The organism is Gemmobacter lutimaris (assembly GCF_003570715.1).
Taxonomy (GTDB): domain Bacteria; phylum Pseudomonadota; class Alphaproteobacteria; order Rhodobacterales; family Rhodobacteraceae; genus Gemmobacter; species Gemmobacter lutimaris.
Window position 1 is genome coordinate 72,004 of the sequence record NZ_QXXQ01000008.1, and the last position, 13,350, is coordinate 85,353.

Annotated in this window: 11 protein-coding genes; 7 read left to right on the forward strand and 4 right to left on the reverse strand. The window is 65.8% G+C overall.

The genetic code is table 11. The features are described from left to right. Nucleotide 1 precedes the first annotated feature (1 nt). Genes D2N39_RS14465 through D2N39_RS14480 form a run of 4 tightly spaced genes read left to right on the forward strand, consistent with a single transcriptional unit; the run spans nt 2 to nt 3,007 of the window. Entirely contained in the window at nt 2-439 is a 438-nt protein-coding gene (locus D2N39_RS14465) for a hypothetical protein (RefSeq protein ID WP_119135493.1), read from the forward strand. Further along, on the forward strand, nt 436-1,215 hold the full coding sequence (locus tag D2N39_RS14470; RefSeq protein ID WP_119135494.1) for a D-glutamate cyclase family protein: 780 nt from the start codon (nt 436-438) through the stop codon (nt 1,213-1,215). The genes D2N39_RS14465 and D2N39_RS14470 overlap by 4 nt, the downstream gene beginning before the upstream one ends. Then, nucleotides 1,203-1,877 carry an amino acid ABC transporter permease gene (locus D2N39_RS14475; protein WP_119135495.1) on the forward strand — a complete coding sequence of 225 codons (675 nt, stop codon included), beginning with the start codon at nt 1,203-1,205 and terminating at the stop codon, nt 1,875-1,877. Before D2N39_RS14470 ends, D2N39_RS14475 begins: the two co-directional genes overlap by 13 nt. Nucleotides 1,878-1,882: 5 nt before the next feature. Then, nucleotides 1,883-3,007: an aminotransferase class V-fold PLP-dependent enzyme gene (locus D2N39_RS14480; RefSeq protein ID WP_119135496.1), complete on the forward strand. Its 1,125-nt coding sequence runs from the start codon at nt 1,883-1,885 to the stop codon at nt 3,005-3,007. A gap of 31 nt (nt 3,008-3,038) precedes the next feature. On the opposite strand, the gene D2N39_RS14485 is transcribed toward D2N39_RS14480, so the two are convergent. The 3 genes from D2N39_RS14485 to D2N39_RS14495 form a co-directional block, all read right to left on the reverse strand. Further along, nucleotides 3,039-4,772: an OFA family MFS transporter gene (locus D2N39_RS14485; protein ID WP_119135497.1), complete on the reverse strand. Its 1,734-nt coding sequence runs from the start codon at nt 4,770-4,772 to the stop codon at nt 3,039-3,041. Between the two features lie 252 nt (nt 4,773-5,024). Then, entirely contained in the window at nt 5,025-6,929 is a 1,905-nt protein-coding gene (locus tag D2N39_RS14490) for a cache domain-containing protein (RefSeq protein WP_233557188.1), read from the reverse strand. A 56-nt stretch (nt 6,930-6,985) separates the two neighbouring features. Next, the gene (locus D2N39_RS14495; protein ID WP_233557176.1) at nt 6,986-8,359 is read right to left on the reverse strand and encodes a sigma-54-dependent transcriptional regulator; all 1,374 of its coding nucleotides are present in this window, start codon (nt 8,357-8,359) and stop codon (nt 6,986-6,988) included. Nucleotides 8,360-8,463: 104 nt separating this feature from the next. Between D2N39_RS14495 and D2N39_RS14500 the strand changes: the two genes are divergently transcribed. From D2N39_RS14500 to D2N39_RS14510, 3 genes are read left to right on the forward strand one after another with little or no spacing between them, the layout of a single operon-like run. Then, entirely contained in the window at nt 8,464-9,339 is an 876-nt protein-coding gene (locus D2N39_RS14500; RefSeq protein ID WP_158589838.1) for a YcaO-like family protein, read from the forward strand. A 51-nt stretch (nt 9,340-9,390) separates the two neighbouring features. Then, nucleotides 9,391-10,914 carry a peroxidase family protein gene (locus D2N39_RS14505; RefSeq protein ID WP_119135500.1) on the forward strand — a complete coding sequence of 508 codons (1,524 nt, stop codon included), beginning with the start codon at nt 9,391-9,393 and terminating at the stop codon, nt 10,912-10,914. 2 nt (nt 10,915-10,916) lie between these two features. Further along, nucleotides 10,917-11,480, forward strand: a complete 564-nt coding sequence (locus tag D2N39_RS14510) for a hypothetical protein (RefSeq protein WP_119135501.1) — start codon at nt 10,917-10,919, stop codon at nt 11,478-11,480. On the opposite strand, the gene D2N39_RS14515 is transcribed toward D2N39_RS14510, so the two are convergent. Further along, a complete protein-coding gene (locus D2N39_RS14515; RefSeq protein ID WP_158589839.1) occupies nt 11,456-13,348 on the reverse strand; it encodes an AfsR/SARP family transcriptional regulator in 1,893 nt (630 codons plus the stop codon). The two genes, D2N39_RS14510 and D2N39_RS14515, sit on opposite strands and share 25 nt — an antisense overlap. Nucleotides 13,349-13,350: the final 2 nt, after the last annotated feature.

The window sequence follows — 13,350 nt, forward strand, 5'->3', positions numbered from 1 at the left end:
GATGAGCGATACCGCACATCTGGCCTCGGTGCGCGTGGAGACGCCCGCCGCCTTCGCCTTCGGCCATCTGGCCGACGGGCGAAAGCTGGGCCGCTGGGCGCTGGGGTCGATGGATTTGCAGCCGGAGGCCGAACCCGGCCTCTGGCGCGGTGTGTCGCTGTTCGACGGGTCGGAAGCGGTGGTGGAGATCCGCCCGCATCCCGATCTGGGGCTGATCGACTTTCATCTTGGCCCGGCGGGGGCGCGGGTGCCGCGGGTTTCGATCCGCGTGACGCCAGGACCCGATTGGGGTTTGCCGGAAACCGCCTGTCTGGTTGCCATGACGACATGGCGCGCAGGCTGGATGGATGATGCGCGCTGGATGCGCACCCGCAAGACGCATGAGCTTGAGGTGCTGTTGTTCAAGGCGCAGATCGAAACCGACTGGCGGGCGGCATGACTCCGGCGGACTGGCGGCAGAGGTTCCGCGCGGGCGAGATGCGGCAGACGGCGGCGCTGTGTCCGGGCTGGACGCAAGCCAATCTGGCGCTGATCCCTGCCGCTTTCGCCGATGATTTCGAGGCGTTTCTGCACGCCAATCCTGCCGCCTGTCCCTTGCTCGCGCGCGGGCGGTCGGGCGATCCGGCGCTGCCGGATCTGGGCGACATCGACCTGCGCCACGACCTGCCGCTTTACCGGACGTTCCGCGACGGGCAAGCCACCGGCACCCTACCCGACATCACCGCACTCTGGCGTGACGATCTGGTGCCCTTCGCCATCGGCTGTTCGCTGAGCTTCGAGGCCGATCTGGTGGCGGCAGGCGTTACCCTGCGCTGCCATGCGCCGGGGCGAAGCTGTTCCGCCTTTGATACTGCGTTGCCCAACCGGCCGGCGGGGCTGTTCGGCGGCAATCTGGTGGTGACGATGCGGGCGGTCGCGGCGGATCAGGTCGCGCTGGCGACCGAAGTCACCCGCAACCATCCCCAGGCGCATGGTGCACCGATCCATACCGGCGACCCGGCCGCGATCGGAGTCGATCTGTCGCGCCCGATCGACGGGCTGGGGCTGACCGACCTTCTGCCCAGCGAGGTCGCCGTGTTCTGGGCCTGCGGCGTGACGATGGAGCGCGCCATCGCCTCTGCCCACCTGCCCTTCGCGATCACCCATGCGCCGGGGCATATGCTGATGACCGACCTTCCCGCCCAGCCGCATGGAGCGAGCGCATGGACGCCGTAGACATCTTCTTCAACGCCGATGTGATGCGGCGGGCCTTCCCGATCCTGCTGCGCGGGCTGGGAATGACGCTGGCGCTTGGTGTCACTGCCATCGTGATGGGCACGGCGCTGGGGGTCGGCATCGCGCTGATGCGGCTTTATGCGCCCAAACCGCTGCGGCTGTTCGCGGTGCTGTATACCGATCTCATGCGCGCCATGCCGGTGCTGGTGGTGCTGATCCTGATCTATTACGCCCTGCCCTTCGCGGGGATCGTGTTGTCCTCCTTCGCCGCCGCCGCCATCGCACTGTCGCTGGTGCTGGGCGCCTATACGGCGGAGGTGATGCGCGCCGGCATTCAGGCGGTGCCGAAGGGCCAGTTCGAGGCGGCAGCCGCGCTTGGCATCCATTTCTGGCTGGCCATGCGCAAGGTCGTGCTGCCGCAGGCCATGCGCATCGTGATCCCGCCACATGCCTCGAACTGCGTCAGCATCATCAAGGACACCTCGCTTGCGTCCGTCGTCGCCATGACCGACCTGCTGAAGCAGGCCACCGATGCGCAGGCGCTGTTCGCCAATCCCACGCCCCTGATCGGCGCCGCGCTGATCTATGTGGCGATCCTCTGGCCGCTGGTGCGGCTGACCGGCTGGCTGGAGCAACGCTTCCAGCGCGCCTATCAACGGTAAGACCCATGCAAGACAGCTATTTCCTTTACCACTCCATCGGCCAATATCCCGGCAAGGCCGGGGATCTGGCCCGCGCCATGGCCGAATTTGCGACCGTCTGGGCCGCCCCGGATGACGGGCAATGGGGTTATCTGCTGGGCAAGCGCGCAGGCTTCATCGACCGCTGGCGCGGCATCATCGGCGCGCCGGAAGGCAGCCTGACCACCTGCGAGAATGTCACGCAGGGGCTGCACATGCTGATGACCGCCCTGCCGCCGGAACGGCTGTTCGGCAAGCGAGTGCTGGTCGCCGCGGATTGCTTTCCCTCCAACCACTTCCTGCTGACGAAGCTGCAAGACCGGCTGGGCTTCACGCTGGAAACCGTGCCGATGCGGCAAGGCGCCGCCTGGGTGGAGCCAGAGGACTTCCGCGCGCATTGGGGGCCGGATGTGGCGGTGGCGCTGGTGACCTGGATCGCTTCCACCACCTCGCACCGGATCGACCTTGCCGCGATGGTGGCGCATGGCCGGGCGATGGGCAGCCTGATCGGGGTGGACATCACGCAGGGCGCGGGGCTGCTGCCCTTCGACGTGGCCGATCCGGCGGTGGATTTCACCGTCTCGACTAGCCTGAAATGGATGTGCGGCACGCCCGGCGCGGGCATCCTGCATGTGGCCCCGGATCTGATCGGCCAGTGCCAGCCCGAGCTGCGCGGCTGGTTCAGCCAGCCTGACCCGTTCAGTTGGGCGCTGGACCGCTTCGCCTATGCGCCCGACATCCGCCGCTTCGACAACGGCACCCCGGCCTGCATGGCCGCCATCGCCTCGCTGCCTGCGCTGGACTGGCATGCCGCGCAGGATCGCGCGGCGCTGCTAGCGCAGAACCGCCGGCAGACCGCGCGGATCATCGCGGCGGCGGATGAGATGGGGCTGGACCTGCTTACTCCGCGGGCGGAAAGCGCGCGCGGCGGCTCGGTCATGCTGCGCCTGCCCGACAGCCACCCGGCGCCACAGATCGTGGCGGCGCTGCGCGCAGCAGGTATTGCCACCGACGGGCGCGGCCAGATCCTGCGCACCTCGCCCGGCATCGTTACCACCGATGACGGGGTGGAGGCGCTGGTAACCGCGCTGCGCAAGTTGCTGCGCCCGTAAGAGAAAGGGGCGCCAATGGCGCCCCCTTCCATCATTCTGCCGGAACCCGCGCCAGCTTTGGCTCGTCATGGTGATGATGTTCCTTCACCGGCCGCATCAGCATATTGGCGATGAAAGCCACAACCAGCAGCGCCGCCATCGCATACATCGTCGTGTTGTAAAGGCTCGGCGTCGGGTCGATGGTGCCCGAGGGCGCGATCTCCATCAGCTTCGCAATGGTCACCGTCTTGGCGGCGACGAGGCTGTCAAGCTGATCGAGCGGCGCCCCGAACTTGTCGGCGAAAGCCGCAGGATCCACCCGCCCCGCCAGATCGCGGATGGCACTGCCCACCGACATGTCGCGCAGGCTGGTGATGGCCAGCGGCCCCAGCACCCCGGCGGTGGACCATGCGGTCAGGATACGGCCATGGATGCCGCCGACATGCATCGTCCCGAACAGATCGGCGATGTAGGCCGGGATGGTGGCGAAGCCGCCGCCATACATGGTGAAGATGACCATAGTGGCGATGTAGAAGCCCACCAGATAGAACATCGACGGGTTGGCGCTGCCGGTGCTGGCGAAATAGGGGATCGACATGTAAAGCAGCGTCCCCAGCAGGAAGAAGATCATATAGGTCGGCTTGCGCCCGATATAGTCGGAGGTCGAGGCCCAGAAGAACCGCCCCAGCATGTTGAAGACAGAGATCATCAGCACATAGGTCGAGGCGAAGGCGGCGGTGACGACCAGCGGCATGGTGGTGCCGAAGATTTCCGACATCATGGTCTTGGCGACGCCGATCACACCGATCCCGGCGGTCACGTTGAAGCAAAGCATGATCCAGAGCTGCCAGAACTGCGGGGTTTTCAGCGCCTGATTGATGTCGACATTGGCCGAGGTGATCAGGCCATTGGCGGCGGCGGGTTTCGGCTGCCAGCCTGCGGGCTTCCAGCCCGGCGCGGGCACACGATACATGAAGGCCGCAACGATCATCACGAGGAAATAGCCAATCCCCAGCGCAAGGAAGGTGCCCGCCGCGCCGGTATTGCCGGTGCCCACGGCATAGACGCCGGCCTCGCCGCCGCCCGGCAGCGCCGCCGCCTGCGCGGCAGAGGCCACGACGACCTCGATCTTGCCGGCGGCGGTTTCGGCGAACTGCCGGCCGCCTTCGGTGACAAGCATCACCGCGTCCTGCGCGCCAAGGAACTCGGGCGCCTTGGCGAAGATCTGCATCAGCCAGCCCTTCAGGGGCGTCGCGATGATCGCACCACCGCCGAAACCCATGATTGCCAGGCCCGTCGCCATGCCACGCCGATCCGGGAACCAGCGGATCAGGGTCGAGACCGGCGAGACATAGCCAAGCCCCAGCCCGCAGCCGCCGATCACGCCATAGCCCAGATAGACGAGCCAAAGCTGATGGGTAGAAATCCCGACCGAGCCGATGACAAAACCGCCGCCCCAGCAGATTGCCGCGACCACGCCCACCATGCGGGGGCCGACTTCCTCCAGCCAGCGCCCGGCGAATGCGGCGGAAAGGCCAAGGAACACGATGGCGACCGAGAAGATCCAGACCACCGAGGCCAGCGACCAGTCGTCAGCCGCCGGGGCCACGACACCAAGCTGCTTGGTCAGCGCCGGGTTGAACACCGACCATGCGTAGACCGATCCGATGCAAAGGTGAATGGCGATCGAGGCCGGTGGCACCAGCCAGCGGTTGAAGCCGGGTTTGGCGACGATATGGTCTTTCCGCAAGAAGCCGAAAGCGCCGCCTGACTTGACGTTGCTCATGGGTTTTCCCTCCCTTTTTGGCGGGGGATGACGCGCCAGCCCCTCCTGCCTTGCGCCTCTCCCGATCTGGCATGCGACAGCATGCCGCCTCAGCCTTGCGAGGGAATCATTTACAGGTCAACAAAATTTATTAATAATTTCAATTAGTTACCATGCCATTTTGGCCAGAATGATCTCTTCAATCCGCCGAAACAGGGACATTCTGTCCGCAACGGAACGGGTTCGGTCAGAAATGTGGGACATTTTGTCCTTTTACGGATTTTCCAGCACCGGCAGGCGGATCACGAAACGACTGCCCTTCCCCGGCGCTGAGCGGACGCCGATGCGCCCCCCGGCCCGCGTGATCAACGTCTGGCTGATCGACAGGCCCAGCCCGGTGCCCTGTGCCTGTTTGGTGGTGAAGAACGGATCGAAGATGCGCCGCCGGACATCCTCGCTCATGCCTGTGCCGCTGTCGGCCACACCGATCTCCACCCGCCCGCGCCGCTGCGCCACCGACAGGGACAGCACGCCGCCCCCCGGCATGGCATGGACCGCGTTCAGGATCAGGTTGACCACGACCTGCTGAAGCTCGGTCCGTTCCATGAAGACCGGCGCCTCGGTCGCCAGATCGGTGCGGATCTCGATGCCCGCGCTTTCGATCTGGCGGCGGGTTAGCACCAGACAGTCGCGCACCACCTGCGCGGGCGAGATGATATTGGCCGCCCCCGAATATTCGCCCGGTCGCGCGAATTGCAGCAGCTTCGAGACGATGGTGCCGATGCGGTAAACCTGATCGTCGATCAGGTCAAATTCGGTCTTCACCGGCGCCGCGCCTTCACCCAGCACCATGCGCGCCACATCCAGATTGCCCTGAATGACCGCGATGGGGTTGTTGATCTCATGCGCGACGCCCGCCGTGATCTCGCCCACAGCCGCCAGCTTTTCCGACATGATCAGCCGTTCGGTCGTGCGTTCCAGCCGCCGGTTGGCATCGCGCAGGTCGCGGGTGCGTTCCTCGACCTTTTGGTTCAACTGTTCGTTCCAGTCGCGCAACTGGCGGTCACGCTCCTGCACCGTGTCCAGCAGTCCGTCGAGGTGATCGGCCACGCGCGAGATTTCGTCATCCCCGGCACCGATCCGGTTGCGGGCCTCCATCTCGCCCGCCTCGACCCGTGCGATGGTCTGGCCCATCCGCTCCAGCGGCAGGAAGATGCGCCCCGCCCATCGCAGGAAGATCGGCACCGACAGCGCGGCGATGGCCAGAAAAACCAGCGTGGCAATCAGGTAAGAGCGGGTTTTCTCGGCCCGGAACGGCGCCTCAAGAAAGCCGACATACAGCATCCCGATCCGGGCGCCGTGGCTGTCGATGATCGGTTCATAGGCCGAGATATACCAGTCGTTCACCACGAAGGCGCTGTCGAGCCATGTCTGCCCCTCATCCAATACCCGCGAACGCACGGCTTGCGAGACACGGGTGCCAAGGGCGCGGACATTCTCGAACAGCCGCACATTGGTCGAGATGCGCACATCATCCAGAAACAGCGTCGCGGTACCCTGGCTACCCTCGGGCAGGCTGCGCGACTGGTAGACCAGCGCATTGATCGTGTCGATGAAATCGAGGTTGCGGTTCAGAAGCATGCCGCCCACCAGCGCCGCCGCACGACCGTCAGGCAGGTGCAGGGGCGCCGCGGAATGGATGATCATGCCACGATCCTCGGTCAGGCGGCCTGTCGGCGCGGCGTTGGGGGTGGCAACCAGCGGCACGGCCGCGCGCGTCGCCATGTCAGGGGCAAGCGCCTCCATCGCGGCGGGCGACAGGATGTCCACCGCCGCCTTGCCCTGCCCTTGCAGCGCGGCACCGATCACCGGCCAGTCGGCAGGTGCGAACCCTGACGGGGCGTCGGTGCCATCGGTCACATACAGGAAATCCAGACCCAACATCTGACGCTGCACCGCAATCAGTGCAGCCAAGTCGTCCGGCGCCTGCAACGCACGTTCCATCGCCACCGATTGCGCCAGCGCATCCAGCCTTTCGCCCGAAAGCTCCAGCAGCCGGGCAAGATACTGGTCAGCGATGGTCAGGTCGCCATTCACCTTGACGATCAACAGGTCGTCCACCTTGCCAGACCAGCGCTGCATCGTGGCGCCAAGCAGAAGCGGCAGCAGCACCAGCATCGGCAACAGCGCGATCAACAACAGCCGCACCCGGACCGAGCGCAAGAGACCCGCCACTAAAGCCCCCAGCCCGCGCATTTGCGGTCAATCGTCTTGCGCGAGATGCCAAGGCGCCGCGCCGCCTCGCTGCGGTTACCGCCGGTCAGATCCAGCGCGCGCAGGATCAGGCGGCGCTCCACCGCATCCAGAGGCTCGATCCCGTCGGCCTGCCGTTGCGCCGGGGCCAGCGTTTCCAGCGGGAACCGCCCGAAGATCAGGGCGCGTTCGATGAAATTGCGCAACTCGCGGATATTGCCGGGCCAGTCATGCCGCAACAGGGCCGCGCGGGTCGTGCTGTCCATCTGCAAAGGCGCGAGGCTTTGCCGCTGTGCGATTTCGGTCAGAAACAGTTCGGCAAGGTCGATCACATCGGTTTCGCGCTGGCGTAGCGGCGGCATGTCGATCTGAAGCACGTTGATGCGGAAGAACAGGTCCTGCCGGAAGCGCCCCGCTGCCACTTCGGGTTCCAGCGGACGGCTGGAGGCAAGGACGAAACGCAGATCCAATGCAAGGTCGCGCACGGCACCGATCGGGCGCATCCGGCCATCCTCCACCACCCGCAGCAGCGCCGATTGCGCGGCGGGGCCGAGTTCGGCGACCTCGTCCAGAAAAACAGTGCCGCCTTGCGCCGAAGGCAGAAAACCCTCGCGCCCTTCGGCGATGCCCGGCAGGGCGCCCGCGACATGGCCGAACAGTTCCGCCTCGATCCGGTCGGGCGGGATTGCGGCACAGTTGATCGGCACGAAGGGCCGGTCGGCACGGTCGGATACCCCATGCAAATGCCGCGCCGCGACCTCCTTGCCGGTGCCAGAGGCGCCGGTGATCAGAAGCGGCGTCGAAACCCCCGCCACCCGTGCCAGCATGTCCCGCACGGCGGCGATGCTGGCGGAACTGCCGATCAGCCGGTTGCGCCGCCCCGGCCCGGTATCGCCACTGGCCAGCTCATGCCGCAGAAGCAGATTCTCACGCCGCAGTTGTGCCATCTGCAAGGCCCGCCGCACGGCGTTCAGCAACTGGTTCGACCGGAAGGGTTTCAGCACGAAATCCGACGCGCCCGCGCGCAGCGCCTCGATGGCGGTTTCCAGATCGGCGTAGGCGGTGATCATGATGGTTTCGGCAAAGCCGCCGCGACGGCGCTGTTCGGCCAGCCAATCCAGCCCTTTCAGGCCGGGCATGATATTGTCGAGGATGACGATGTCGAAATTGCCGCGATCCAGCTGCGCATCTGCCTCGGCCGTGGTGCCCGCAACCTCGACCGCCTGACAGAAGGGCGCCAGCGTCTTCATCAGGAAGTTGCGCATCCCGGCCTCGTCATCCACCACCAGAACGCGGGCACGCGACAGAAGCCGCGTCAGCGCCGCATCCTCGATGGCCACGGGTGGCATGGTCATGTCGGCGTCTCCCCTCGCTGCGACGGGGCGAGCCTAGCGGGCAATCTGCGCAAGGTCGAGAACCCGGCTTGAGGATGATGCCCGCGCGCCTTAGGCTGCGGGGAATGAGCCTGCTTGCCCCGCTTGCCCAAACGACGGAGCTTCGCCAGTTGCGGGCGCCCTGGGCGCCTGCGCTTTGCGTGGTCTTCGCCCGCCATGCAACCGGCCAGCCCGGCACGGGAACCGGCCCCTCTGCCGGAAGCGCCCGCCTGCGCGCGCTGGGGGAGGTAGCCGAGGGCCTGTCATTGGGGCCGGAGACGCATCCCGACCCCGTTCCGGCGCGGGATGCTGCGGGCCGGATCGTGCTGGACGACACCCGCGCCCTGCCGGGGCCGGAAAGTCTGGGCAGCGAAGGGACGGCGGCACAGGACAGCGACGCGGCGGCGCGGCTGGCGGCCTTCTGCGAAGCGGCCGAACGCGCGGCGCTGGCGCTGTGGTGGCAAGGCAGGCTGCCCGGCCTCATCTGCGCCAATCCCCCCGAACTCGCCGCCTACCGCGCGGGCCATACGGGGCGACGGGCGCTGTGTCTGGCCCTGCCCTTCCTTCCGGGTCTTTCTGTGCGGGTGATGCTGGGCGACGATGGCGCGGGCGGGCAGATCGCGCTTGGCAGCGCCGCTTCGCCAGATCCGGCTAGAGCCGCCGAGGCCGCCACGCGCGAGATGTTGCAGGCCGAACTGGCATGGCTCGCCCCGGCGCATCACCCCGATACACCCTACCGCAACCATATCCAGACATCCCTTGCCCCGCGCCTGCCTGCGCTGCATGCGGCCTCACCTGCCGCGGCGGAACCGTCCGGTAAATCGCTGGAAAGCCTGTTGGGCGACCTTCGTGCAACCTATGGATTTTCCAATCTGACATCACCACAACTTCAAGTGCCTGTCTGGCGATTTGTCTGCCCGGACTGGCCCCGTTGCCGCCCGTTGCTTACCCCGACTGACTGACGTTACGCTGACGCATCGCCCGACATATTCCCCGTGACAAGGGAGAACCCGATGCCAAACAACCCCGAGGGCGCCAGCAGTTACATGGCGTGGCGCGCGCTGACAGAGGACGCGCTTCTGCCCCCGCCCGCCCTGCCGGTGGGGCGACGCAGTTTTGGGTGTCCACAGATGGCAGAAGCGGCCACGCTTTACTGCGGGGCGCGGTCCCTCATGGGTGCGGTGCGCGAACTTCCGGCGCTGGCCGCCCGGTTGATGAAACCCGCGCAGGCGGGGGGCGAAGGAGAGATGCCTGCGGGTTATACCTATCTCGGGCAGCTTATGGCGCATGACCTGTGCACGCCGACAGAAGGGGAATTCGATTACGCCCTGTCTGGCCCCGCGCCGGGCTTCACCCGACAGACCGTCACGCAGGCCCTCCGCGAACATCCGCTGCATCTGGAAAGCCTGTTTGGCCCGATTACGGCGGATGCAGCGCTGCCCGTTCTGCACAGGTTTCCTCCTGCGCCGCTGTTCTATCCCTATTTCGCGGCCGACATTCCACGCCAGAAACCTGTCAGTGGCCCCGGTCGTTCGCTGGGCGATCTGCCCGATACCCGCAACGACGACAATCCGATGATTGCGCAGCTTTCGGCGCTGTTCATCGCCCATGCCGAGCGTGTCACCGCGCGACTGGCCGCGCTTGGCCATGCCCCGGCCGACAGCCTGCGCGGGGCAAAAGTGGCAACAGCCCGGATGTGGCACCGGATATTGCTGCACGATCTGCTGCCCCGCCTCGCCTTGCCGGAGCTCGCCGACCTGCCCGCCGACCTTGGCGCCCCCGGCGGGAAAGACATTCCGGTCGAGGTGACCGCCGCCATTCTTCGGGCCGGACACTGGCTGGTGCGCAGCCAGTATCAGCTCAACGTCAACACAATCCCCATCCGGGTGCTGCTGAAGGGAGAGCCGGACATCGCGGCGCTGCGCGCCCGGCCGGGTGGCGAGAATTTCTGGCGCATCGACTGGCGCAATTTCTTCGACCTCGATTCCGTCTGGCCCCCTCAGCGCGCAATGCGGCTTGAAGGTGGCCTGACCGCCATGTTCGGCAGCGACTTCGGCCTGCCGGAAACGATGGAAATACACGCAGCTCTCGTTGCCAGCGACAACGATCTGGCATTGCGCGATCTGGCCCGAAGCGCCGACAGCGGTTTGCAGACAGTGACAGCCCTGGCCGCGCGGCTGGCACCGGCGCTGCGCGACCGCTTTCCTGACTGGGTGCTATGGGACGACTCCGCGCGCGCCAATTTGCTTTCCGGCTGGTGCGCCGCCTGCGGGCATCCGGCCCCCGGCCACCTGACCGCCGATCCGCCGCTATACCTGTATGCCCTGCTGGAAGCAGGGACCGGCCCGCGCGTCAGAGGCTTTGGCGAAGGTCTGCGGCTGGGGGCGCTAGGATCGGCCCTGCTGTGGTCCTCGATCAAGGGGGCAGTTGAGGTGGCGGCTTCAACCCTGCCAGACGCCCCCGCCGACCCGGACCTGCCCTTGATTGACGATATGCCCAGCCTCGTTAGATTTCTGACCCTCAACAGCGGAGTGTGACAATGACAACTGAAACCCCGGCCTTCCCGGATGTAAAATACAATACCATCGACTTCATCACTGTCGGCGCCTTCATGATTGCCATGTCGCGCCAGCCCGCGGCGAACTATCCCACCACGGTGGAGGCTTTCTGCAAGCTGCTGGCAAACTATGCCCGCAAATATACCGCCTATCTGACAGAGGGGGAGGGCCGCCTCGACCGCTCGCCCGAGATCGTGACCGAAGAGACAGACTCGCCCCTGTTCGCGGCTTATTTCAAACCGCTGGACACGGACACATCCGACAATCCGCTGGGTCATTGGGTCGTGGACGGGGTGCTGGAAGTCCAGCATGTCCACAAGACCGCAGCCATGACGCTGTTCCAGAACAACGCCGATCATGTGAACATCCGCCTGCCCGAAAAGAACAACATCGCCAAGAAAGAGAATGACGCGCTCAAGCATCAGACGGACGAAACGATGTTCCAGAACCTGACTTATCTGGATGATTATTTCGCGGGAAAAACCACCGCCATGCAATTTGTCTGGGGCAATGTGGGCGATTACACCACGCGATCCTGCCGCTGACCGGCGATCTGCCACAGGGCATCGGCGATGCGGTCCAACCCATGCGCAGACCGCATCGACGTCGCGGCCAGAAACCATGCCAACGGATCAGGCGTGCCTGTTCCCTGCCACCTTGCCGATATATCGGTGCTGAAACGACGCCAGAAACCGGCGGCGCGGGCCATGTCGCCCGACATGACAGCAGCCGCACATCCATAGGCATAGGTAAAGGGAATGGCCCCCGCCGCGCGGTCGGCAAGGTCCATTGCTGCGGCAAAATCGCCTGACAGCAGCGCAACGGGTGTGCGATAGCCCATCGAGACGCGGCACACCCCGGCATCCAGCGTTGCCGCAGCCTCGGCCAGACGCGCGGCGCGGTCCACCTGCCCGGTCAGCGCCATCATCTCGGATGCGGCGGACAGTCTGCGCGGGTTGCTTTGCGACAGATCCGCCACGACATTCGCCGCCTCGGCCGCCCCGTCGATGCGATCCAGCAGGATGGAGCTCCAGCCGAAAGCCAGCCAGGCATCGCCGCGTTCGGGTGCCTCGGATGTGCAGGCCCGCGCGATTTCCAGCGCCTCGGGCACGCCGGCATGCACCGGCCCCATACCCGGAAAGATCAGTTCGCGGCTGTTGAGAAGCTCGGCCAGCCCGACCCGCGCGCGCAACCCCAGATCGCCCGTCGAAGTGACCGAGCGCAGCAGCACCTCGGCCCGCCGGTCGGCATCGGGCGACCAGTCGCGCATCAGCCAACCCGCCCGCATGAGCTTGCGGTAATCGGCAAGCTCGGCATCCGACAGCCCTTCCAGACCGCTGATGTAATGCGATTCCAGCTTGCCGGTCAGGCGCATGGCAATGCGCTGCACCGCAAAGCCGGAATTGCGCACCCAGTCGCCGCGCCGGATATGCAAGGGCCACGACCAGATGATCGCCCCGGTTGACAGATCCTTGAGCGAGAGGATCAGCCGCATTTCCTCCAGCCCCGGCGACAGCGACCCGCGCAATTCGTAATTGCCCGGCCGGTCCGGCAATTGCATGCCGGGGCTGGTTTCGATGGTCACCCAATCCTCGACCGCATAAAGCGCGGAACCGAGCTCGGCCTGCACCGCCGCGACGAGGATCTGTTCGTCGTCAGACAGGGCGGACAGCGCGAATGGCTGCACGAAGATCGTGATCCGCTCTTCATCCAGTTGCGCAGGCACGGGGGCGGCGGTTGCAGACAACTTCAGCGAAATCGCAAGCGCCTGGGTTTCCTCGGCCGGTTCAAGGTCGAATTCCTCGTCCAGCAGTGTCCAGAGCTTGCGATAATGTTCCATCGCCGCGGCATTGTTGCCAGCCGCGATATCCAGACGCATCAGGGCGCGCGTCGCCTCTTCGTCCTGCGGTTCCAGTTCGCGCAGACGTTCGGCCAGCAACCGCGCGCGTGCCTTGTCGCCTGCGGTTTGCAGCCGTGCCCGGAACTGCGCCGCCAGATGCGCCAGATAGGCCGTCTTGCGTTCGGTCAGAAAATCATCGAACTCCGGGTCCAGCCCCCAGAGATCGGCGGCGAAGCGGATATCGGCATCGGCCAGCGACCGCGCCGACAGCGGCGCCATGTCGCCTGCATCAAACTCGGCCAGCGCCTGCGAAATATCGCAGGGACATCCCGCGAACAACGCCCGCACCACCAGCCGGTCGGCGTCGAACAGGGAAATGCCTGCACAGTCGCGGGCCAGAACGTGCAATGTATTGCGCAGCGATCCGCGCGCTTTTTCGGCACCGGAATCCGACCATAGCAGATCGGCCAGACGATCGCGCGCGATCCCACTTTCGCCGGTCAGACCGAACCATGCAAGAATAGCCTTCTGCTTCTGCCCTTTTACGGGCAGCTCCTGCCCGTCGATCGACAAGC